Source organism: Aquabacterium sp. A3 (assembly GCF_038069945.1).
GTDB lineage: Bacteria > Pseudomonadota > Gammaproteobacteria > Burkholderiales > Burkholderiaceae_C > Aquabacterium.
This window is the reverse complement of sequence record NZ_JBBPEV010000001.1, coordinates 898,714-920,342: the sequence shown is the minus strand read 5'-3', so window position 1 is coordinate 920,342 and position 21,629 is coordinate 898,714. Positions and strand designations below refer to the sequence as shown.

Annotated in this window: 20 protein-coding genes; 14 read left to right on the top strand and 6 right to left on the bottom strand. The window is 64.3% G+C overall.

Translation table 11 applies throughout. The features are described 5' to 3' along the window. Position 1: 1 nt before the first annotated feature. Positions 2-2,197, top strand: coding sequence for a type IV pilus secretin PilQ (locus WNB94_RS04000; RefSeq protein WP_445819017.1), 2,196 nt, complete (start codon positions 2-4; stop codon positions 2,195-2,197). Positions 2,198-2,206: 9 nt separating this feature from the next. Beyond that, complete coding sequence (locus WNB94_RS03995) at positions 2,207-2,788, top strand: shikimate kinase (RefSeq protein WP_341388554.1); 582 nt, start codon at positions 2,207-2,209, stop codon at positions 2,786-2,788. On the opposite strand, the gene galU is transcribed toward WNB94_RS03995, so the two are convergent. Continuing rightward, positions 2,769-3,656, bottom strand: coding sequence for a UTP--glucose-1-phosphate uridylyltransferase GalU (gene galU / locus WNB94_RS03990; RefSeq protein ID WP_341388553.1), 888 nt, complete (start codon positions 3,654-3,656; stop codon positions 2,769-2,771). The two genes, WNB94_RS03995 and galU, sit on opposite strands and share 20 nt — an antisense overlap. A 29-nt stretch (positions 3,657-3,685) precedes the next feature. Beyond that, the gene (locus tag WNB94_RS03985) at positions 3,686-6,544 is read right to left on the bottom strand and encodes a valine--tRNA ligase (RefSeq protein WP_341388552.1); all 2,859 of its coding nucleotides are present in this window, start codon (positions 6,542-6,544) and stop codon (positions 3,686-3,688) included. 213 nt (positions 6,545-6,757) lie between these two features. Between WNB94_RS03985 and WNB94_RS03980 the strand changes: the two genes are divergently transcribed. The 5 genes from WNB94_RS03980 to WNB94_RS03960 are packed head-to-tail and all read left to right on the top strand — an operon-like array spanning position 6,758 to position 9,732. Then, positions 6,758-7,204 (top strand): universal stress protein, encoded by a 447-nt coding sequence (locus WNB94_RS03980; RefSeq protein WP_341388551.1) that lies wholly within the window; start codon positions 6,758-6,760, stop codon positions 7,202-7,204. 26 nt (positions 7,205-7,230) lie between these two features. Further along, the gene (locus tag WNB94_RS03975) at positions 7,231-7,542 is read left to right on the top strand and encodes an ElaB/YgaM/YqjD family protein (RefSeq protein WP_341388549.1); all 312 of its coding nucleotides are present in this window, start codon (positions 7,231-7,233) and stop codon (positions 7,540-7,542) included. Between the two features lie 10 nt (positions 7,543-7,552). Further along, positions 7,553-8,020, top strand: coding sequence for a phage holin family protein (locus WNB94_RS03970; protein ID WP_341388548.1), 468 nt, complete (start codon positions 7,553-7,555; stop codon positions 8,018-8,020). Beyond that, on the top strand, positions 8,010-8,372 hold the full coding sequence (locus tag WNB94_RS03965) for a YqjK family protein (protein WP_341388547.1): 363 nt from the start codon (positions 8,010-8,012) through the stop codon (positions 8,370-8,372). Before WNB94_RS03970 ends, WNB94_RS03965 begins: the two co-directional genes overlap by 11 nt. Before the next feature lies 1 nt (position 8,373). Then, complete coding sequence (locus tag WNB94_RS03960) at positions 8,374-9,732, top strand: MBL fold metallo-hydrolase RNA specificity domain-containing protein (protein WP_341388546.1); 1,359 nt, start codon at positions 8,374-8,376, stop codon at positions 9,730-9,732. 7 nt (positions 9,733-9,739) lie between these two features. On the opposite strand, the gene WNB94_RS03955 is transcribed toward WNB94_RS03960, so the two are convergent. Next, a complete protein-coding gene (locus WNB94_RS03955) occupies positions 9,740-10,819 on the bottom strand; it encodes a M48 family metallopeptidase (protein ID WP_341388544.1) in 1,080 nt (359 codons plus the stop codon). Further along, a complete protein-coding gene (locus WNB94_RS03950) occupies positions 10,816-12,117 on the bottom strand; it encodes a YjgN family protein (RefSeq protein ID WP_341388543.1) in 1,302 nt (433 codons plus the stop codon). Before WNB94_RS03950 ends, WNB94_RS03955 begins: the two co-directional genes overlap by 4 nt. Positions 12,118-12,212: 95 nt before the next feature. Between WNB94_RS03950 and WNB94_RS03945 the strand changes: the two genes are divergently transcribed. Both WNB94_RS03945 and WNB94_RS03940 read left to right on the top strand, forming a co-directional pair. Further along, the gene (locus WNB94_RS03945) at positions 12,213-14,690 is read left to right on the top strand and encodes a UvrD-helicase domain-containing protein (protein ID WP_341388542.1); all 2,478 of its coding nucleotides are present in this window, start codon (positions 12,213-12,215) and stop codon (positions 14,688-14,690) included. Positions 14,691-14,819: 129 nt separating this feature from the next. Then, positions 14,820-15,368, top strand: coding sequence for a Dps family protein (locus tag WNB94_RS03940; protein WP_445819016.1), 549 nt, complete (start codon positions 14,820-14,822; stop codon positions 15,366-15,368). 3 nt (positions 15,369-15,371) lie between these two features. On the opposite strand, the gene WNB94_RS03935 is transcribed toward WNB94_RS03940, so the two are convergent. Together WNB94_RS03935 and WNB94_RS03930 are read right to left on the bottom strand one after the other, a co-directional pair. Next, positions 15,372-16,001 carry a response regulator gene (locus WNB94_RS03935; RefSeq protein ID WP_341388540.1) on the bottom strand — a complete coding sequence of 210 codons (630 nt, stop codon included), beginning with the start codon at positions 15,999-16,001 and terminating at the stop codon, positions 15,372-15,374. Then, positions 15,998-17,206: an ATP-binding response regulator gene (locus tag WNB94_RS03930; RefSeq protein ID WP_445819015.1), complete on the bottom strand. Its 1,209-nt coding sequence runs from the start codon at positions 17,204-17,206 to the stop codon at positions 15,998-16,000. The genes WNB94_RS03935 and WNB94_RS03930 overlap by 4 nt, the downstream gene beginning before the upstream one ends. Before the next feature lie 216 nt (positions 17,207-17,422). On the opposite strand from WNB94_RS03930, the gene WNB94_RS03925 reads away from it, so the two are divergent. The 5 genes from WNB94_RS03925 to WNB94_RS03905 all read left to right on the top strand — a co-directional run bounded on the left by WNB94_RS03925 (position 17,423) and on the right by WNB94_RS03905 (position 21,618). Continuing rightward, positions 17,423-17,875 (top strand): hypothetical protein, encoded by a 453-nt coding sequence (locus WNB94_RS03925; protein WP_341388539.1) that lies wholly within the window; start codon positions 17,423-17,425, stop codon positions 17,873-17,875. A gap of 66 nt (positions 17,876-17,941) precedes the next feature. Further along, positions 17,942-18,304, top strand: coding sequence for a response regulator (locus WNB94_RS03920; RefSeq protein WP_161649114.1), 363 nt, complete (start codon positions 17,942-17,944; stop codon positions 18,302-18,304). Positions 18,305-18,378: 74 nt separating this feature from the next. Then, entirely contained in the window at positions 18,379-20,562 is a 2,184-nt protein-coding gene (locus WNB94_RS03915) for a chemotaxis protein CheA (RefSeq protein ID WP_341388537.1), read from the top strand. A gap of 30 nt (positions 20,563-20,592) precedes the next feature. After that, positions 20,593-21,069 carry a chemotaxis protein CheW gene (locus WNB94_RS03910; protein WP_341388535.1) on the top strand — a complete coding sequence of 159 codons (477 nt, stop codon included), beginning with the start codon at positions 20,593-20,595 and terminating at the stop codon, positions 21,067-21,069. Between the two features lie 87 nt (positions 21,070-21,156). After that, positions 21,157-21,618, top strand: coding sequence for a cache domain-containing protein (locus tag WNB94_RS03905; RefSeq protein WP_341388533.1), 462 nt, complete (start codon positions 21,157-21,159; stop codon positions 21,616-21,618). Positions 21,619-21,629 lie beyond the last annotated feature (11 nt).

Genomic DNA, 21,629 nt, shown 5'->3' with positions numbered 1-21,629 from the left:
CATGACCCATCGTACAAACTGGCTTGCCGGTCGTGGCTGGCGCCTTTCGATGGCGGCGGCTTCGCTGGCCCTGGTCTCGCCCCTGACCTGGGCAGCCTCGGCCATTCAGGCCATCACCAGCACGCAGCAAGCCGGCTCGGACGTGATCCGGGTTGAGCTGTCCGAACCCCTGGCATCGTTGCCCGCCGGCTTCGTGGTGCAAGCGCCCCCCCGGGTGGCCATTGACCTGCCGGGGGTGACCAACGGCCTGGCGCGCAATGTGGTCGAGATCAATCAGGGCAATGTGCGTTCGGTGAACGTGGCCCAGGCCGGCGAGCGCACGCGCTTGGTCCTCAACCTGCGCCAGCCCACGACCTACCGGGCACAGGTGCAGGGCAAGACCTTGCTGCTGATGCTGGACCCGTCGGCATCGGCGGCGCCTGAGCCTGCGCCGGCGGTGCAGGCCTCTGCCGAGGCCGCACCGGTGGCCGAGGCCACGCCGGTCAAGGACAGTGCGGTTCACTTTGCCGACAACCACAACGCCATGCCGCTGGCCTTGAAGGACATCGATTTCCGTCGTGGCACGGACGGCGCTGGTCGCGTGCTGGTGGAGTTGCCCAACAACCAGGTGGGTGTGGACATCCGCCAGCAAGGCAAGAGCCTGGTGGTGGAGTTCACGGGCGCCAACCTGCCTGAGCGACTGCGTCGCAAGTTCGATGTGGCCGATTTCGGCACCCCGGTGCAGGACATGACCGCCACGCAACTGGGTGATCGCATCCGCCTGAACGTCACGCCCACCGGCGACTGGGAGCACTCTGCTTACCAGAGCGACAACCAGTTTGTCCTGGAGGTGCGTCCCCGCAAGGTGGACCCCAACAAGCTGACGCAGGGGCCGGGTTATGCGGGCGAAAAGCTCTCGCTGAACTTCCAGAACATCGAAGTTCGTGCCCTGCTGCAGGTGATCGCCGATTTCACCAACTTCAACGTGGTGACCAGCGATACCGTGACAGGCAATGTCACCTTGCGCCTGAAAGACGTGCCATGGGACCAGGCGCTGGACATCATCCTGCAGGCCAAGGGCCTGGGGGTGCGCAAGTCGGGTAATGTGCTGTGGATCGCCCCCAAGGACGAGATCAACGCCAAGGAAAAGATGGACCTGGAGGCCCAGGCTCAGATCGCCGCGCTGGAGCCCCTGCGCACCCAGTCGTTCCAGCTGAACTACACCAAGGCCGAAGAGATCGCCAAGGGCCTGACGGGCAGAAATACGTCGGGCGGCGGTGGCAACAACAACAGCACCCGCATCCTGTCGCCCCGTGGTAGTGTGATTTTCGAAACGCGCACCAATCAGCTGTTCGTCAGCGACATCCCCAGCAAGCTGGAAGAAATCCAGCAGATGATCAGCAAGATCGACGTGCCGGCCCGCCAGGTGCTGATCGAGGCGCGCATCGTCGAGGCCGATGACTCGTTTGGCAAGACCCTGGGGGTTCGTTTGGGCACCTCCAACCGCACGGCGGTGGCCACGTCTGGCCGACTCAACCTGGGCCTGTCTGGCAGCTACTCTGGTGTGGCGGCCCAAACGGGCCAGGGTCTGACCGGGGCAGCCGCCACGGTGGCCAACAGCTACTTCGTGAACCTGCCGGCCAACGGCCTCAACGGGTTTTCGGCCGCCACGATGGGCGTGTCGCTCTTCTCGTCCAGCGTCAACCACGCGCTGAACCTGGAGATCTCGGCCCTGGAAGCCGATGGCCGGGGCAAGATCGTCTCCAGCCCACGGGTCATCACCGCAGACCAGGTCCAGGCCTTGATCGAGCAGGGTACCGAGTTGCCGTACCAGGTGGCCACCTCCAGTGGTGCGACGTCCATTGCGTTCCGCAAGGCCAATCTGAAGCTGGAAGTCACGCCGCAGATCACCCCCGAGGGCAACATCATCCTGGATGTGGACGTGAACAAGGACAGCGTCGGGCAGATCACCACCGCGGGTTTCGCCATCGACACGAAGCACGTGAAGACCCAGGTGCTGGTTGAAAACGGTGGCACCGTGGTGATCGGTGGCATCTTCCAGCAGCAGGAATCCGTGACACAGCAAAAAGTGCCGCTGCTGGGCGACATCCCGGGTGTGGGCGTTCTGTTCCGCAACCAGGAGCGCAGCAGCCGTCGCTCCGAGCTCCTGATCTTCCTCACGCCCAAGGTGGTGTCTGACCGTTCTGGCCTGCGCTGAGAGCACACCTTGACCCAGGTCCCAGACAAAGTGATTGCCCTGGTGGGTTTGCCCGGTGGTGGCAAATCCACGGTGGGTCGTCAACTGGCGAGGCGGATCGGGGCCAGGTTCATCGATGCAGATGCCGAACTGGAAACCCGATTCGGCATGCCCATCAAGGCATTTTTTGCCGAGTTCGGTGAGTCGGCCTTCCGTGACCAGGAAGAGCAGGTGCTGGAGCAACTCACGGCAGCGGGCAGCGAGCCGGTGGTGCTGGCCACGGGAGGTGGCGCGGTGCTTCGCCCCGCCAACCGGTCGCGTCTGAAAGACCGCTGTACCGTGGTGTACCTCCGGTCGACGCCGGATGAGCTGTTTCGGCGCCTCAAGCACGACACCCAACGGCCGTTGCTTCAGGTGGCAGACCCGAAAGCCAAGCTCAAGGCCCTGTACGACGAGCGCCATCCTTTGTACGAGGAGGTGGCTCACTACAGCATTGACACGGGGCGGCCGTCGGTGGCCACCTTGGTGAACATGATCACCATGCAGCTGGAAATGGCCGGTTTGTTGCCCCTGGCGAACGCCTCGGCGCCGCTCAATCCGTCTGCTGCATGAGTTGACGCAGGTAGGCGCTGAAGCCAGGGCCGATCTGTGGGTGCTTCAAGGCCAACTCCACGTTGGCCTCCAGAAAGCCTTCCTTACTGCCACAGTCATGGCGTTTGCCCACGTAGCGGTAGGCGTAAACCGGCTCGGTTTTCAGCAGGCCCGCGATGCCATCGGTGAGCTGAATTTCGTTGCCCACACCGCGTGGCTGTCGCCGGATCTGCTCGAACACCGCGGGGCTGAGAATGTATCGCCCTGCCACGCCCAGCAGAGAGGGCGCCTGGTCGGGGGAGGGCTTCTCGACGATGCGATTCACGGCCATCACGCGCTCTGACACGGGGCTGCCCGCCACGATGCCATAGCGTCGGGTGTGTTCGGCAGGCACCTCTTGAACGGCCAGGATGGAGCCCCGCCACTCGCGGTACTGTTCCACCATCTGCGCCAGCACGGGGGGCTCTCCCACCATCAGGTCGTCGGCCAGCAGCACGGCGAAGGGTTCGCCGCGCACCAGTCGCTCGCCGCACAGCACGGCGTGCCCCAGGCCCAGGCTCTTGGGCTGGCGCACGAAGACGCATTCCATGTCCTCTGGTTTGATGGACTGCACGGTGCGCAGCAGTTCGTGCTTGCCTGCCAGCTCCAGTTCGTGCTCCAGCTCGAACGCCATGTCAAAGTGGTCTTCGATGGGGCGCTTGTGGCGGCCCGTCACGAAGATCATTTCGCGGATGCCGGCGGCATAGGCCTCCTCGACCGCGTACTGGATCAGGGGCTTGTCCACAACCGGCAGCATCTCTTTGGGCTGGGCCTTGGTGGCGGGCAAGAAGCGCGTGCCCAGCCCAGCCACCGGAAAGATGGCTTTGGTGATCTCCGGGGGACTGCTCATGATGGTGTGTTCCTGACGTGCTGCCGTGATCAGCCCAGGCGGGCCAGTTGTCCCTGGATGCGCTCCAGCGTGGCGGTGAACTCGGCCACGCGCTGCTTTTCCTGGTCCACCACGGCCGCTGGCGCGCGGGCCACGAAGCTCTCGTTGCCGAGCTTGGCCTGGGCCTTGGCGATCTCGCCTTGCAGCCGCGCCACTTCTTTGCCCAGACGGGCCTTCTCGGCCTCGACGTCGATCTCCACGTGCAGGGCCAGACGGGCTGCGCCTTGCACGGCCACAGGCGCCATCTGGGTGGCGGCGGCGAAGGCGGCCTCATCCAGCAGCTTGACCTCGCTGAGCTTGGCCAGGGCCTGGATGACCGGGGCCGCCTGCTGCATGAACTCGGCATCGCCCGTGGTCAGCAGCGGCATGCGCTCGGCGGGCGAGAGGTTCATCTCGCTGCGCAGGTTGCGCGTGGTGCCCACGACGGCCTTGAGCTTGGCCACCCAGGCATCGGACTCGGCGCAGACGCGGCCCAGGTCTGCACGGGGGTAGGCGGCCGTCACCAGGGTCTCGTCGCCACCCGGCTGTTTGCGGCCGGCCACGGGGGCCACCACCTGCCACAGCTCTTCGGTGATGAAGGGCGTGATGGGGTGCAGCAGGCGCAGCACGGTCTCCAGCACGCGAATCAGCGTGCGGCGTGTGGCCCTTGCAGCGGCTTCGTTGCCCGATGCCTTGGCGGCGTTGAGCTGGGCCTTGGCGATCTCGATGTACCAGTCGCAGTACTCGTCCCAGACGAACTGGTAGATGGCGTTGGCCACGTTGTCCAGGCGGAAGTCGGTGAAGCCTTGCTCCACGGCGGCTTCGACGCGCTGCAGTTCGCTCACGATCCACTTGTCAGCGGGGCTGAAGTCCAGGTAGCCACCGGCGGCGCACACGCCCGGCTCGTGCGTCTTGAGGCCACAGTCCTGGCCCTCGGTGTTCATCAGCACGAACTTGGTCGCGTTCCAGAGCTTGTTGCAGAAGTTGCGGTAGCCCTCGCAGCGCTTGGAGTCGAAGTTGATGGCGCGGCCCAGGCTGGCCAGCGCGGCGAAGGTGAAGCGCAGCGCGTCGGCGCCGTAACCTGGGATGCCTTCGGGGAATTCCTTCTCGGTGGCCTTGCGCACCTTGGGCGCGGTCTCGGGTTTGCGCAGGCCGGTGGTGCGCTTTTCCAGCAGGGGGCTGAGTTCGATGCCGTCGATCAGGTCGACCGGGTCGAGCACGTTGCCTTCGGACTTCGACATCTTGTTGCCCTGCGCGTCACGCACCAGGCCGTGGATGTAGACGTGCTTGAAGGGCACCTTGCCGGTGAAGTGCTTGGTCATCATGATCATCCGGGCGACCCAGAAGAAGATGATGTCGTAGCCGGTCACCAGCACGGACGAAGGCAGGAACAGGTCCATCTCCTTGGTCTGCTCGGGCCAGCCGAGGGTGGAGAAGGGCACCAGGGCCGACGAGTACCAGGTGTCGAGCACGTCGGCGTCGCGGGTGAGCTCGCCGGTGTAGCCTGCGGCGGTGGCCTTGGCGCGGGCGTCGGCCTCGCAGCGGGCGACGAAGATCTCGCCGTTGCTGCCATACCAGGCCGGGATCTGGTGGCCCCACCACAGCTGGCGGCTGATGCACCAGTCCTGGATGTTGTTCATCCACTGGTTGTAGGTGTTGACCCAGTTCTCGGGCACGAACTTGACGTCGCCGGAATCGACCGCCTCGATGGCCTGCTCGGCGATGGATTTGCCGCCAGCGCCGGGCTTGGTCATGGCCACGAACCATTGGTCGGTCAGCATGGGCTCGATGACCTGGCCGGTGCGGGCGCAGCGCGGCACCATCAGCTTGTGCTTCTTGACCTCGACGAGCTGACCGTCGGCTTCGAGCTGGGCGACGATCTGCTTGCGGGCCACGAAGCGGTCCAGGCCGACGTATTCGGCGGGGATGTCGGTGGCCTCGTGCGCGCTGACCTTGGCCTCCAGGTCGAAGATGGTCAGCATGGGCAGGCCGTGGCGCAGGCCGACCTGGTAGTCGTTGGTGTCGTGCGCCGGCGTGACCTTGACGACGCCGGTGCCAAATTCTTTGTCCACGTGCTCGTCGGCGATCACGGGCACCAGTCGGCCGGTGATGGGCAGGCGCACCTGCTTGCCGATCAGGTGCGTGTAGCGCTCGTCTTCGGGGTGCACCATGACGGCGGTGTCGCCCAGCAGGGTCTCGGGCCGGGTGGTGGCCACGACCAGGGTTTCATCGCTGCCCTGGTCATCCGAAACAACGGGATAGCGGATGTGCCACATCGAGCCGTCTTCTTCTGCGCTCTCGACTTCCAGGTCAGAGACGGCGGATTTCAGGATCGGGTCCCAGCTCACCAGGCGCTTGCCACGGTAGATCAGGCCTTCTTCGTGCAGGCGCACAAAGGTCTCGACCACCACCTTGGAGAGCTTGTCGTCCATGGTGAAGTACTCGTGCTCCCAACTGACCGAGTCGCCCATGCGGCGCATCTGCTGGGTGATGGTGGAGCCGGACTTCTCTTTCCATTCCCACACCTTGGCCACAAACGCCTCGCGGCCAAGATCGTGGCGGCTTTGACCTTTTTCCTGCAGCTGGCGCTCCACCACGATCTGCGTGGCGATGCCGGCGTGATCGGTGCCGGGGATCCACAGGGTGTTGTGGCCCAGCATGCGGTGGTAGCGCGTCAACGAGTCCATGATGGTCTGGTTGAAGGCGTGGCCCATGTGCAGGGTGCCCGTCACGTTGGGCGGGGGCAGCTGGATGCAGAACGAGGGCTTGGCCGCGTCCAGGGTGGGCTGGTAGAGGCCACGTTGCTCCCACAGCGGGCCATACTTGGCTTCGATGGGGCCGGGTTCGAAGGATTTGGCGAGTTCGGTCATCCGGGTATTTTAGGCGGCGGCGCTCCCCATCACGCGTGGTGGTGTCGGGCGACACACCCGGCCGGCGGGAACTTGCTTTCCTGATGTGAATCAAAAGGCCTTGTGTCACAGACGGGCTTGTGCCACGAGCGGCTTGGCGCGGCCCGCAGGTCGACGTACGATGAAACTGGTCCGTCGCAAGGCGGTGATGAAACCCTGGTCGAGGAGGACGCCATGTACGAACACTTGCTGGTGCCGGTAGACGGTGGAGATCTGTCGCAAAAATCCATGGACCATGCGATTGGTTTGGCCAAGATGCTGGGGGCGCGCATCACGGGCTTCACGGCCGAGCCACCGTTGCCGGTGATGGTGGTGGAGACGGCCGCCGTGGCCTATGACGTTGAAACGTTCCAGGAGCACGAACGGCGCTGTGAAGAGCATGCGCGTGAGTTGCTGGGGGGCTTTGCCGAGCAGGCCCGCCACGCGGGGGTCGAATTCGATGGCCAGTTCGTGATCACGGACAACGTGGAGCAGGCCATTGTCGACGCCGCACAGGAGCATGGCTGTGATCTCATCGTGATGGCCACACATGGCCGCCACGGACTGGACGCACTGATCCATGGCTCGCTCACCAAAAGCGTGCTCGCCCACAGCGAAGTGCCCTTGCTGGTCTTGCATTGATGGCTTTTTTTGATGGAGAGTTGCAAATGAGTGAGCTGACCACCGCCCAAAAAGAAAAGCTGATGGCCGACCTCAAGCTGGTCATGGCCGACGCCGAAGCCTTGTTGGCCGCCACATCGGACGATGCCAGTGCCAGCATGGCGCAACTGCGCACCCGGGTCACCGAGACGCTGTCGAAGGCGAAAGACGGATTGATCGAGGCGCAGGAGTTGGTGTCCGATCGCGCTCGTGCGGCGGCCAAGGCCACCGACCATTACGTGCACGATCACCCCTGGAAGGCGGTGGGCATCGCTGCGGGTGTGGGTTTGGTGCTGGGCATGCTGATCAGCCGTCGCTGAGCACGGCGGCATGAGCGCCGGTGAACCCGACGCCACTGACCGGCCAGCGGCTGGCGCGGCCTTGCAATCGTCCTTGCGCGCCTTGGGCGGTACCCTGCTGAGCATGGCTCACACGCGGCTGGAGCTGCTGGCCATCGAGCTGGAGGATGAGAAGCGCCGTCTGCTGGGCGTGCTGGCCTGGGGGGCCCTGGCCATCCTGATGGGGGGCTTCGGCCTGATGTTCATGGCCGTCTGGCTGACGGTCATGCTGTGGGACACCCACCGTCTGTTGGCCCTGGGGATGTTCGCCCTGTCGTTTCTGGGCTTGGCCGCGTGGTCAATCTGGCGTGCGCAGTCCCTGTTGAAAGGCTCTCAAGGTTGGATGTCGGCCACGCTGAACGAGCTGGAGGCTGATCGGCAGGCCCTGACAGGGAGCTCGCCAGCGGTGGCCAGCGCGACGTCCCGGCCTCCTGCCCACGGAGCACCTCATGATTCATGATGAGGCCGAACGCGCCGCGCGCAAGCGCTTGTTGTTGGCGCGATCAGCCGTGTTGCGGCTGAGTTTGAGTCAACAACTACACCAGGGCTTGCAGCCCGCCTGGCGCACGCTGGACCGTGCTGACCAGGGGTGGCGGTGGCTGCGCGCCCACCCTTGGGTGTGGGCCGGGGCCGCTGCCGTGTTGCTGGTCTGGCGACCCAAAGCGGCGCCAGCGGTTGCGAGCCGGGCCTGGGGTGTCTGGCGGTGGTGGCGTCGCATGTCGCCCGTGGCCATGCCTGTGTTGCTCAAGTTGGTGAAGGCGTTGCCCGCCACACCCGTTTCCCAGACTGGTGACCGCACCACCAAGGAGTGAGATGGACCTGACCTTTTATGGCGCCACCGGCACCGTCACCGGCTCCAAGAGCCTGCTCGACATCGATGGTCTGCGCATCCTGGTGGATTGCGGGCTCTTCCAGGGCTTCAAGACCCTGCGCGAACGCAACTGGGCACCTTTGCCATTCGATCCCGCATCTCTGGACGCGGTCTTGTTGACCCATGCCCACATTGATCACAGCGGGTGTTTGCCGTTGCTGACGCGCCATGGCTTCAGGGGCACCATCTGGACGTCGGCTGCTTCGGCCGACCTTTGCGACATCTTGTTGCAAGACACGGCCCATCTGCAAGAAGAAGAGGCGCGCTACCGCAACCGGCACAAGGCCACGCGCCATGACCCGGCCGAGCCCTTGTACACCGTGCGCGATGCGGAGGCCTGCCTCAAGCACATCAAGGCCGTGCCCGCCCATGGTGAGCTGGAATTGGCGCAGGGTGTGGTGGCCCGGTTCAGCGGTGCGGGGCACATCCTGGGCGCCTCCAGCATCCAGGTGCGGTCAGATGCCCGCTCGGTGCTGTTTTCGGGCGATCTGGGGCGTGATGATGACCTGGTGATGTGGCCGCCAGCCGCCCCACCAGCGTCGGATTGGGTGGTGATCGAATCCACCTACGGCGACCGATTGCACCCAGAGGTGGACCCGATCGAGCGCTTGGGCGACGTGGTGCGACGCACGGCAGCCCGCGGTGGGGTGGTCATCATCCCCGCTTTTGCCGTGGGACGCACCCAGGGGCTGCTGTACGCACTGTACCGACTCCTGCAGGCGCAGGCCATTCCCGCCTTGCCGGTGGTGCTGGACAGCCCCATGGGCATCTCTGCCACGCAGTTGTACCTGAAGCACCATGACGGACACCGGCTCACGCAAGCGGAGTGCGAGGGCATTGCCCACATGACCCGTTTCGTGCGCAGTGTGGAAGAGTCCAAAGCCTTGCTGCAGCAGCGGTATCCGATGGTGATCGTCGCGGGCAGCGGCATGGTGACGGGCGGGCGGGTCTTGCATCACATCCTCCACCACGGGCCACACCCCCGAAACAGCATCGTGCTGGGCGGCTTCCAGGCGGGCGGCACCCGTGGTGCCGCGCTGGCCGGTGGAACAACCTCGTTGAAGATGTTCGGCGAGTACGTGCCCATCCGCGCAGAGGTGAGCCAGATCGAGGGCTTGTCAGCTCACGCCGATCAGCAAGGCTTGCTGGATTGGCTGGGGCAGATGCCCACCGCGCCAAGGCAGGTGATGGTCACCCACGGAGAGCCCGCCGCGGCGGACACCTTGCGCTTGCGCATCGAAGAGCGCCTGGGCTGGCCTGCCAGGGTGCCCGACTATCGCGAGACCCTGCGCCTGGGTTGACGACCCTTCAAGGGCCAAGCCCCTGGCTTGCCTCGCGGAAGCGGGCCATGCGCTCTTCATCGGCCGGGTGGCTGCTCAGGGCGATGCCCAAGCCACCTTCGTCCTGGTCAGGTGGCCGTGACGGGTCATCGTCTCGCAGCCGTTCGAACAGCGTCACCATGATGCTGGGAGGCATGCCGTTGGCCTTCAAGAAGCGAATGGCCGTGTCGTCGGCCTCACGCTCCATTTGCCGCGAGTAATGCAGGTGGCCCAGCACCGCAGGGGCACTGACCAACAAGCCGCTCATGTCGCCCAGGGCCAAGGTGGTGACGGCACCCAGCAAGGTGGATTGCACCACGGCACGCATGCCATGCCGCGCCTCAACATGCCCGAGTTCGTGGCCCAGCACCCCGATGAGGACGTCTTCCCGGTCGTCAAGCAAGGCCACCAGCTCGTCGGTCAAGACCAGGCTGCCGCCGGGCAAGGCAAAGGCGTTGGGCCCCAGTTTGGAGGCGCGAAAGTACACGCGCACGGCCGGTGGGGCTTGATGCGGCGATGGATGGGCTTGGCGGTAACGTTGAACAGCTTGTTCGAAGCCCTGCGCAATGCGCCGCTGGGTGTCGTGTGGCAAACGGCTGGGGTGCAGCCATTGGCCGTCCATGCTGTCAAGCGCACGTTGTCCGATCTGGGCGTCCACCGTGATGGGCACCCAGTGCAGCACGCCTGAGGTGGCCCAGGGGAGCCCCCATCGGTACATGACGGCCCCCATGGCCACCAGCATGACCACGGCCAGCAGGGTGGCGCGCCAGCTTTGCTGGGCGCGCACCACCCAGCTTTCGCTCACCTGGTGTGCACGCAGCCAGGCGTCCCATGCCGGGCCATCGGCACTGTGCAGACTGCCGCCCGATGCCAGGTGGGCGGTGCGGCCGCCGTGCCGAGTCCGTTCAGGCCACTCGATGTCCTGCCAGGGCAGGCGCAGTTCACCTTCTGGCGTGGTCAATACCGCCTGATCGCCTTCACGGCGCAGGGTGGATGTCAAGGGTTTGGCGCGCCGCCCGTCAAAGTAATCGACGCACAAGCCTTGGGGGGTGTTTTTGTCTGGACTCACAGCCCCACGTCCAGGCCCATCAGGTCGCCAGCCATGTCGCCCGCGGCGTCTTTGTAGGTGTGCTGCGCATGAACGATGAGTTCATCGGGGTGCTGACGGGTGTGGACCTGGATGGCTTCCAGCTTCAGTTTGGCCATGGCCACGGCCGCAAAAGGCCAATACAGCCCCAGGGTCAGGCCCGTGAGCACCATGTTCTTGAGCATCAGTGTCATCAGGCGCCAATGCGAAAGCTCGCTCTTGAACCGGATCTGCCGGTTGCCGGTGCGTGTCCAGACCAGGTTTTGCAAAGAGGCGGTCAGGTGGGCACTGTAGAGCAGCTGCACCAGAAAAAAGCCCACGAACATCACGGGCAACATCCTGATCAAGGCGCCTTTGGTGCCCGCAGATGTGTCCGTGTCCATGCTGCCAGAAAGCCATGACCACACGCCGGCCAGCGCCACCACCAGGACGCCACCGGCCAGCAGCACCATGCTGGAGCGAAGGAATACACGCCACATCTCGCCGAAGGTGGCCGTGAAGGTGGTCTGCCAGGGGCCCAGCGCGTAGTGGCGATGCTGATACGCCTTGAGCCGCCACAGGAGGTAGGGCATCAGGCTCATGAAGGCCGCCAGCAGCAACAGCGAGAGCAACCCGGCCATGCCCAGTTGGTGCGGCGCCATGGGGCCCTGGGCGGCGCGCCCCGGCAGCAGCACGACCATCAGGATGCCGAAGACCACGAGCGCCCCCACCATCATCAGCCCCGGCACCAGGAAGACCATGTAAGCATCCTTCATGGAGCCCCGGAAGCTGAAGCGAAGCCCGCGCCAACTGGTTTGAGCCAGCCTGAATTGCAAGGAGGCGCGCAACAGGGCTGGCCACACCAGTGCCAGGATCAAACCAGCGATGGCTCCGGCCGTTTCGCTCACGTTACCGGCCAAGCCATACGCCAGCAGCAGGGCCGCCATCAGCAAAAAACCCCGCAGCATCTGGCGCGGGTTGCCATGAAAATCAAAGGGGTGGCCAGCGACCTCGGTGTGGTTGTAGAAGTAGCGCAGCTTGCGCACTTTGGCCCAGGGGTAATACAGGCCGAACGTGACGATCAGCAGCAGCAGGTTGACGATCCAGATGCGGAAGTATTCGCTGCCTGAGCCGCTGAAGTTCACGCCAAAACGATGCACCTTGGCGGCCTCACGGGCGTGTCGACCCACGTGGGCCCCCGTCATCATGGACTGGTCGGAGACGTAGTCGTACGAGGACGCCATCCCCGAATCGGCGTGGGTGGAGTCGGGTTGAGTGGAGGGGTGACTGGACGGTGTCATGGGGTTCCCTGATGCTGTTGTGGCGGTCGACCAAGGGTGACAAGAGCGACGGCCCGTGTTTTTGATGGTGCGCAGCCTACAATTTTCACATGACCATGTCCGCACCCCCGCCCGCCATCTTTTCTCATCCCGCTGCTGGCGGCAACTCCCCCTTGCTGGTGGGGCTCAACCCTGAGCAACTGGCTGCGGTCACGGCCCCGGCCGCGCCGGTGCTCATCCTGGCAGGCGCCGGCTCGGGCAAGACGCGGGTGCTCACCACCCGCATCGCCTGGCTGCTGCAGACGGGCCAGGTCTCGCCCGCCGGCATCATGGCGGTCACCTTCACCAACAAGGCGGCCAAAGAGATGCAGGCCCGCCTGACGGCCATGCTTCCCGTCAACACCCGCAGCATGTGGATCGGCACCTTCCACGGCCTGTGCAACCGTTTTTTGCGGGCCCACGCGCGCCTGGCGGGCTTGCCACAGGCCTTTCAGATCCTGGACACGCAAGACCAACTCTCTGCCGTCAAGCGGGTGATCAAGGGTTTGGGGCTGAACGAAGAAAAGTGCGTGCCCAAGCAGACCACCTGGTTCATCGCCAACGCCAAGGAAGACGGCCTGCGCCCCAAGGACATCCAGCCACGCGATGAGCTGGGCCGCATGCAACTGGCCGTGTACCAGGCCTATGAAGACCAATGTACGCGCGAAGGCGTGGTGGACTTTGCCGAGCTGATGCTGCGCAGCTATGAGCTGATGCGCGACCACCCCGAGGTGCGCGAGCACTACCAGCGCCGCTTCAGGCACATCCTGGTTGATGAGTTTCAAGACACCAACCGCCTGCAGTACCTGTGGCTGAAGATGTTCGCGGGCGACCCTGGGCGCAGCGGCAACAGCGTATTTGCGGTGGGGGACGACGACCAGAGCATCTACGCCTTCCGAGGCGCCCGGGTGGGCAACATGAGCGACTTCGAGCGCGAGTTCGGCGTGCAGCAGGTCATCAAGCTGGAGCAGAACTACCGCAGCCACGGCCACATCCTGGACGCGGCCAATCAGCTGATCGCCCAGAACAGCCGCCGCCTGGGCAAGAACCTGCGCACCGACGCGGGCCTGGGCGAGCCCATCCGCGTGTACGAATCGGCCACTGATTACGCCGAAGCGCAGTGGATGGTCGATGAGATCAAGAACCTGCGCCGCGAAGGCTGCGACCTGCACGAGATCGCGGTGCTGTACCGCAGCAACGCGCAGTCGCGGGTGATCGAGTCGGCGCTGTTCAACGCGGGGGTGTCGTACAAGGTGTATGGCGGCCTGCGCTTCTTCGAGCGGGCTGAAGTGAAGCACGCGCTGGCCTATCTGCGCCTGCTGGAGAACCCCAACGACGACACCAGCTTTTTGCGGGTGGTGAACTTTCCGGCGCGGGGCATTGGTGCGCGCACCATCGAACAATTGCAGGATGCCGCCCGTCAGAGCGGGCGCAGCCTGTCGCAAAGCGTGACGGCCGTGCCGGGCAAGGCGGGCGCCAACCTGGGCGCCTTCGTGGCCCTGATCGACGCCATGCGCGAGGCCACCACCGGCCTGACGCTGCGCCAGATCATCGAGCACGTGGTGGAGACCTCCGGCCTGGCCGACTTCTACCGCAACGAGAAAGACGGGCAGGAGCGGGTGGAGAACCTGGCCGAACTGGTGAACGCGGCCGAGGCCTTCGTGACCCAAGAAGGCTTTGGCAAGGACGCCGTGGCCCTGCCAGCCGACGACACGCCTGTGGGCAGCCTGGCGCCCGGCCTGCCGGCGGCCGTGGCCACGGTGGACGTGCTGCCCGATGCCGAGACGGGCGAGATCATCTCGCCGCTGCTGGCCTTCTTGACCCACGCCTCGCTGGAGGCGGGCGACAACCAGGCCCAGGCCGGGCAGGACGCCGTGCAGCTGATGACCATCCACGCGGCCAAGGGCCTGGAGTTCATCAATGTGTTCTTGACCGGGCTGGAAGAGGGGCTCTTTCCGCACGAGAACGCCATGAGCGACGCCGATGGCCTGGAAGAAGAGCGCCGGCTGATGTACGTGGCCATCACCCGCGCACGCCAGCGCCTGTACCTGACGTTCAGCCAAACGCGCATGCTGCACGGCCAGACGCGGTACCACATCAAGAGCCGCTTCCTGGACGAACTGCCCGAAGAGGCCTTGAAGTGGCTGACCCCGCGCAACCAGGCCTTTGGGTCGGGCTTTGCGGGCGCCTACCAGGATGCCTGGGCCAGCGGGCGCGGCATGGGCTCGATGGTGGGGGCGGGGGCGCAGCCTTATCGTTCGGGGGGCTATGGTGGTGGCCAGGGCAGTGGCCGCACCGCGCCCGCCTGGCGTGGCGGCGCCCGTGCTGAAGACGCCTTCAAGGACCTGACCGCGCCCCTGCCCAAGGCCATGAGCGAGTCTCGAAGCGAGGCCGGCCTGCGGGTGGGCCAAAGCGTGTTCCACAACAAGTTTGGCGAAGGCCTGGTGCTGACGCTGGAAGGCTCGGGCAACGATGCTCGGGTGCAGGTCAACTTCGGCCGGCATGGCACCAAGTGGCTGATGTTGAGCGTGGCCAAGCTCACGCCGATCGAATGAGACCTGATGCCCATGGAATGGATGGAAGACTGTGATCGTCAGGATTCATCGCCCGTCATCACTGGGCCATGTCAATGGGGGTACAGTGCTTGTACCGAATGACACACCCACGCATCAGGAGTGCGCCTCATGACCAAAGCCGACAAAAAGACCACCAAGACTGCAGCCCCCAAGACAGCCACCAAGGCGCTGGCCGCCAAAGGCATGCCCATCGACATCGGCATGTCGGCCAAACACCGTGAGGCCATCGCCAAGGGCCTGAATGGTTTGTTGGCCGACACCTTCACCTTGTACCTGACCACCCACAACTTCCACTGGAACGTGACGGGCCCGATGTTCAACTCCCTGCACACCATGTTCATGGACCAGTACACCGAGCTGTGGAATGCGGTGGACCCGATCGCCGAGCGCGTCCGTGCACTGGGCTATCCCGCCATGGGTTCGTTCGCCGACTACGTCAAGGCCTCGACCGTGGCCGATGCGCCCACCCAGCCGCCCAAGGCGAAAGAGATGATCCGCATCCTGGTGGCAGGGCATGAAGCTGTGGCCCGCACGGCCCGCTCGCTGTACCCCCTGGTGGACGAGGCCTCGGACGAGCCCACGGCCGACCTGCTCACCCAGCGCCTGGACATCCACGAGAAGACCGCGTGGATGCTGCGTTCGTTGCTGGAAGAGTGAGCCTTACACCAAGCCATTACGGATGGCGTACACCGTCAGCTCGGAGTTGTTGCTCAAGCCCAGCTTCTCCAGCACCCGGGCGCGGTAGACGCTGACCGTTTTGGGGCTGAGCAGCAATTGCTCGGCGATGTCCGACAGGCGCTTGCCTGACGCAATCATCACGAGCGTTTGCAGCTCGCGGTCTGACAGCTTCTGGTGCGCCTCTTCGGGCGCGGGGGCGGTCAGGTTGTCCACCAGCATCTGCGCCATCTCGGGCGTGACGTACTTCTTGCCCTGAGACACGGTGCGCACCGCCTGCACGATCTGGGCGGCGTCGCTGCCCTTGTTCAGGTAGCCGCTGGCGCCGGCCTTCAGGGCCCGCATGGCGTACTGGTCTTCGGGGTACATCGACACCACCAGCACCTTCACCGGGTTGCCTTCTTCCTTGAGCACGTGCAGCACGTCCAGGCCGCTGCGGCCCGGCAGGTTGATGTCCAGCACCAGCACGTCGCAGCGTTTGTCGCGCATCAGGGTGCGCAGCTCGCCGTAGTCGCCAGCTTCGCCCACCACCTCGATGTCGTCGGCGTCGGCCAGGGTGTCTCGAATGCCACGCCGAATCAGCGCGTGGTCGTCACACAACATCACTTGGATCATAGTTTGCCCCAGGCGGTGGGGTCGTCTCGGTCGTCGTCTTGCGTGGGCTCGGCGTCCAGGTCGGGCAGAAGCCGGTCGATGAAACCATTTTCAGGGCCGGACAAGGGCACTGACAAGATCAGGGTTGTCCCATGCGGGTTGCTGGAAATGTCCACCCAGCCCCCCACGGTCTCGGCCCGTTCGTGCAGGCCCCGGATGCCAAACGATCGGGCCTTGGCCAGATCTTCGGTGCTCAGTCCTCGGCCATTGTCGGTCACTTCGATGGACAACACCCCGCCGGCCTGCGTCACGTCCACGCTGACGCGGCTGGCCTGGGCGTGTTTGGACACATTGGTCAGCGCCTCTTGCGCAAAACGGTAGGCCACCAGGGGCACGCCCGGTGGCAATACGATCTTTTCCTGGCTGGTGCGGAAGGCCACCTGCAGGCCTGTGCGCTTGGCAAAGCGGTCGGTCATCCACTGCAGCGCGGCCACCAGGCCCTGCTCCAGGATGGCCGGGCGCAGGTTGTGCATGATGCGCTGGCTGGCTTCGTGGGCGTGGTTCACGGCCTCCAGGGCCTGTTGCACCCGCTCGGCGATCTGGGGTGAGCCCGCGTGGCGTGCGATCCACGCCAAGTCGAACTTGACGGCGGTGAGTGCGCCGCCCACGTCGTCGTGGATTTCACGGGCGATGGCGGCCCGCTCTTGCTCGATGCTGGTTTGCAGGTGTTGCGCCAATTCACGCAATTGCTGGCGTGAGCGGCTCAGGGCGTGGTCGGCCCGCTGTTTGGCGATGCGGGTGCGGTTGGCTTCGATGGCCAGCAGGGCGGCGGGGGCCAGGCGGGCCAGGTTGCTTTTGAGCAGGTAGTCGTTGGCGCCGTTGCGCATGGCTTGCACGGCGATGTCTTCGCCGATCTCGCCAGAGACCAGGATGAAAGGCACCAGCTTGCCCATGGCGCGCACCTTGTCCAGGGCAGCCAGGCCCGAGTAGCCCGGCAGGTTGTAGTCGGACAGGATCAGATCCCATTCCTGCTGAAGCGCGTCGGCGAACGCCGCCTCGGTGTCCACCCGCTGGATGTCGGCACGGATGCCGCCACGGTGCAGGTGAATGGCGACCAGTTCGTGGTCTTCCTCGTTGTCTTCGAGGTGCAGCACCCGCAATCGAACCCCATGACTCGACGCCGATGGCTGGCTGTGAAGGGGGGCAGAGGCAGAGGGCTGCGACACGTGTGAGCTTTCAATCTGGCGATTTACGCCAAGTTTTACCGCGTCATCACCAACCAGAAGCTGGTGAAAGTGGAAAAAATTCTAACAAGTGCTGATTCGACACCTGACCGGGGCGGGAAGTATTAAGGAATTCTCTCGGTGTGCCGAAACCAACCCTGTGATCTGGCGAGGCGTTGTGCCGACCCGATTCAACAGAACCGCTTGAGTGGAGTCAAGATGAGCCACGACGAAATCGTCGATTCACCGCCGCCGCCAGAGCTCTCCCTGCTGCTTGCGGCGGAGCTTCAGGACCACTTGATGACCGCCACCAATGATCTGGAGCGTCTTCAGCGTTTGCTGGACGATGCCTGCGTGGCCCTGATGGATGGGTTCCACACCTCGGCGGGCGCCCTGGGCGAGGTGATAGACCAGGGCCACACGATCACCCCCAGCCTGATGGCGGTGCGTCAGGAGCTGTTCAAGACCGTCACGGCCTTGCAGTTCCAGGACATGGCCACCCAGTTGATCGCCCACACCAACCAACGCTTGCGCAGTTGCGCAGACCAGATTGCCAGAGACGCCCTGGGGGACGACGATCCCGATGGCGCTGCCGTGGTGGATGAGGGCCCGCTGAAGCCCAACCCCGTCACTCAAGATGAGATGGATGCCGGCTCTGTCGAGCTGTTTTAAAGATTCCATCCCATCTGCCGAAAACCAGTCCGACACCTGCACCTCATTGAAGCCCCGGAGAGCGACATGCACTCGATCCTCGCTGTTGACGATTCCGCATCCATGCGTCAAATGGTCTCCTTCACGCTGAAAAGCGCCGGCTACAACGTCGTTGAAGCCGTGGACGGGCAGGATGCCTGGGAGAAGGCCGGCAGCCGCAGCTTCGACCTGGTGCTGACCGACCAGAACATGCCGCGCATGGACGGCATCAGCCTGACCAAGAAGCTGCGCGAGAGCCCCCAGTTCAAGAGCACGCCGATCCTCATCCTGACCACCGAGTCCAGTGACCAGATGAAGCAGGCGGGACGCGCGGCCGGCGCCACGGGGTGGCTGGTCAAGCCCTTTGATCCCAACAAGCTCATTGAAGTGATCCAGAAGGTGATTCGCTGAGGCCCAGGGCCCGCTTCACCGCCTTTCTCACAGCCTTCCCCGTTTGAGCGAACCACCACGATCAGGAGCCTCTCATGGCAGAGACCAGCACCGACGCCAGCGCCGCAGCCGGCATAGACCTCAGCCAGTTCTACCAGGTCTTCTTTGAAGAGGCGGGTGAGAACCTTCAAAACATGGAGCAGTTGCTGCTCGAACTGGACATCGAGGCGGCTGACGACGAAGAGCTCAACGCCATCTTCCGGTGTGCGCACTCCATCAAGGGGGGGGCGGCCACTTTTGGTTTCTCGGATGTGGCCGAGCTGACCCACCAGATGGAGACGCTGCTGGACAAGCTGCGCCGCCACGAGTTGACGCCGACCGCGCCCATGGTGGATGTGCTGCTGCAGTCCGGCGATGCGCTCAAGGCCATGCTGGCGCGCCACCAGGGCGCCGGCGGCGAGGTGGTCGACACCACCGAGCTGTTGTTCAACATCCGGGCCATGTCTGATGGGCAGGCGCCGGTGACGCCGGTCACGGCAGCCACCGCCCCGGCCAACACAGCGGCCACCACACCGGTCGCTGTACCGGTTGTTGCCACCGCCAGCATGGCCTGCGCACCCAAGTCCGGCAAGCGCACGGTGGAGCTGCGTGTGGGCCCGTTGAACGATCCTGCGCAGGCCGACAACCTGGTTGATCTGTTCAAGGAAATCGCCGACCTGGGCACGATCGAAGCCCTGCCCGACATGGCGTCGCTGGCGGGCGTTCGCCGGTTCAAGGTCAGCACCAGCACGGACGAGTCCGAGCTGATGGACCTGTTTACTTTCCATGTCGCACGTGAGCAAGTGAGCTTCGTGGCCATGGAAGGCGAGACCGGGGCCACAGAGCCCGCCAAAGATCCTGGCTACGGCTTCTTCAACGACGCAGCCGCCACGCCGCCTGCCGCTGCAGCGGCGCCCGAGCCCAAGGGCTACGGCTTCTTTGACGATGCGCCTGGCGCGCCGCAGGCGCCGACGGCGCAGCCGGCCGCCGTGACCGAGACCGTCAGCGCCCCCAAACCGGTGCCGGTGGCCAAGCCCGTGGCGCCCAAGGCGGACAAGCCTGCCGCTGCAGGTCTGGAAGCCTCGACCATCCGGGTGTCCGTCGAGAAGGTGGACCAGCTCATCAACCTGGTGGGCGAACTGGTCATCACGCAGGCCATGCTGGCCCAAAACAGCCGTGGACTGGATCCGGTGCTGTACCAGCAACTGGTGTCAGGGTTGACCGATCTGGACCGCAACACCCGCGACCTCCAGGAGGCGGTGATGTCGATCCGGATGATTCCGATGTCGACGGTGTTCAGCCGCTTCCCGCGCATGCTGCGCGACCTGGCCAACAAGCTGGGCAAGAAGGTGGAACTTGTCACCCTGGGTGAAGCCACCGAGTTGGACAAAGGCCTGGTCGAAAAGATCACTGATCCGCTGACCCACCTGGTGCGCAACAGCTGTGATCACGGCATCGAAATGCCTTCAGATCGGATCGCTGCCGGCAAGCCCGAGGTCGGCACCATCACCCTGGCGGCATCGCACCAAGGTGGCTCCATCGTCATTGAGGTGCGCGATGACGGCAAAGGCTTGTCTCGTGAGAAGCTGCTCAGGAAGGCCCGAGAGAAGGGCATTGACGCACCCGACACCCTGACTGATCAGGAGGTCTGGAACCTGATCTTCGCGCCAGGCTTCTCGACCGCCGAAGAAGTGACCGATGTGTCTGGCCGCGGCGTGGGCATGGACGTGGTCAAGAAGAACATCACCTCGCTGGGTGGAACGGTCGAGATCGATTCGGCCGAAGGCTATGGCATGCGGGTGGCGGTTCGCCTGCCCCTGACCCTGGCCATCATGGATGGCATGAGCGTGGGCGTGGGCGAAGAGGTCTACATCCTGCCCTTGTCGTCGGTGGTCGAGTCGTTCCAGGTCACGACCGAAATGATCAAGACCGTGGGCGGCTCTGGCCGCGTGGTCGAAGTGCGGGATGAGTACATGCCCGTCATCGAGCTGGAGAAGGTGTTCAATGTGCCCCGGTTTGACTGGGAGCACAACAGCGGGATCATGGTGGTGGTCGAGGCCGAGAGTGGGCGTGTGGCCCTGCTCGTTGATGAACTGCTGGGGCAACAGCAGGTGGTCGTGAAGAACCTCGAGAGCAATTACCGCAAGGTCAACGATGTGTCTGGCGCCACGATCATGGGCGATGGCCGTGTGGCGCTGATTCTGGATGTGGGCAGCCTGGTGCGCCGGTCGCGTCACTGAACCTGCCATCCACCACTGGAGCGAAGAATCATGGGCATGATGGAAAAACTGGACGTTCAGACCGAGCTGGCGAGGGAGTACCTCACCTTCCGTCTGGGCAACGAAGAGTACGGCATCGACATCCTCAAGGTGCAAGAGATCCGTGGGTACGAAAACCCCACCCGCATCGCCAACGCGCCGCATTTCCTCAAAGGGGTGGTCAACCTGCGAGGCACCATCGTGCCCATCGTGGACCTGCGCTTGCGGTTTGGTTGCGAGTCTGCCGAGTACAACGATTTCACCGTCTCCATCGTCTTGCACATCGGCAACCGCACGGTGGGCACGGTGGTGGATTCGGTCAGCGACGTGATGGAAATTCCGGTGGAGGCCGTTCGCAACGCGCCCGACCTCAACTCGGCCATCGACGCCACCTACATCCGTGGTTTGGCACAGGTGGGTGAGCGCATGGTGATCCTGCTGGACATTGAAAGCATGTTGTTGAGTCCAGACATGTGTCTGATCGATTGAGCACCACCCGTTGGGCGGGTGTCTCATGTCCAGGTCTGTGCTGCGTTTTCCAGCGAGCAGACCACCACTTCTGCATGGAGCAATGCAATGAGCAAGATGATCAAGTCGGTGTGTGTGGGCGCGGTGCTGGCCCTGTGTGGTTCGGCCGCGATGGCCGATGGCGGCGCCAACAAGGACGAAGCCGTGGCGATGGTCAAGAAGGGCGTGGCCCACGTCAAGAGCGCAGGGGCTGCCACGGCGTATGCCGAGTTCAGTGACAAGGGCAACGCCGCCTGGCGTGACCGCGACCTGTACCTGGTGGTCTATGGCCTGGATGGCACCGTGCACGCGCATGGTGCCAATGGCAAGATGATCGGCAAGAACCTGATCGACCTCAAGGACATCGACGGCAAGCTGTTCATCAAGGAACGGGTGGAGCTGGCCCAGGCCAAGCCCAATTTCTGGCAAGACTACAAGTTCACCAACCCGACCACCAAGAAGATCGAGCCCAAGACGATGTACTGCGAGCGACTGGAGCAGACCGTGGTGTGCGGCGGCGTCTACAAGTGAGCCATCGCCTC

Bases quoted from the DNA above. Each gene is read 5' to 3' on its own strand.
- WNB94_RS04000 (WP_445819017.1), top strand. From the start codon at position 2: ATGACCCATCGTACAAACTGGCTTGCCGGTCGTGGCTGGCGCCTTTCG.
- galU (WP_341388553.1), bottom strand. From the start codon at position 3,656: ATGAGCAGTCCCCCGGAGATCACCAAAGCCATCTTTCCGGTGGCTGGG.
- WNB94_RS03985 (WP_341388552.1), bottom strand. From the start codon at position 6,544: ATGACCGAACTCGCCAAATCCTTCGAACCCGGCCCCATCGAAGCCAAG.
- WNB94_RS03980 (WP_341388551.1), top strand. From the start codon at position 6,758: ATGTACGAACACTTGCTGGTGCCGGTAGACGGTGGAGATCTGTCGCAA.
- WNB94_RS03975 (WP_341388549.1), top strand. From the start codon at position 7,231: ATGAGTGAGCTGACCACCGCCCAAAAAGAAAAGCTGATGGCCGACCTC.
- WNB94_RS03970 (WP_341388548.1), top strand. From the start codon at position 7,553: ATGAGCGCCGGTGAACCCGACGCCACTGACCGGCCAGCGGCTGGCGCG.
- WNB94_RS03965 (WP_341388547.1), top strand. From the start codon at position 8,010: ATGATTCATGATGAGGCCGAACGCGCCGCGCGCAAGCGCTTGTTGTTG.
- WNB94_RS03960 (WP_341388546.1), top strand. From the start codon at position 8,374: ATGGACCTGACCTTTTATGGCGCCACCGGCACCGTCACCGGCTCCAAG.
- WNB94_RS03950 (WP_341388543.1), bottom strand. From the start codon at position 12,117: ATGACACCGTCCAGTCACCCCTCCACTCAACCCGACTCCACCCACGCC.
- WNB94_RS03945 (WP_341388542.1), top strand. From the start codon at position 12,213: ATGTCCGCACCCCCGCCCGCCATCTTTTCTCATCCCGCTGCTGGCGGC.
- WNB94_RS03940 (WP_445819016.1), top strand. From the start codon at position 14,820: ATGACCAAAGCCGACAAAAAGACCACCAAGACTGCAGCCCCCAAGACA.
- WNB94_RS03935 (WP_341388540.1), bottom strand. From the start codon at position 16,001: ATGATCCAAGTGATGTTGTGTGACGACCACGCGCTGATTCGGCGTGGC.
- WNB94_RS03925 (WP_341388539.1), top strand. From the start codon at position 17,423: ATGAGCCACGACGAAATCGTCGATTCACCGCCGCCGCCAGAGCTCTCC.
- WNB94_RS03920 (WP_161649114.1), top strand. From the start codon at position 17,942: ATGCACTCGATCCTCGCTGTTGACGATTCCGCATCCATGCGTCAAATG.
- WNB94_RS03915 (WP_341388537.1), top strand. From the start codon at position 18,379: ATGGCAGAGACCAGCACCGACGCCAGCGCCGCAGCCGGCATAGACCTC.
- WNB94_RS03910 (WP_341388535.1), top strand. From the start codon at position 20,593: ATGGGCATGATGGAAAAACTGGACGTTCAGACCGAGCTGGCGAGGGAG.
- WNB94_RS03905 (WP_341388533.1), top strand. From the start codon at position 21,157: ATGAGCAAGATGATCAAGTCGGTGTGTGTGGGCGCGGTGCTGGCCCTG.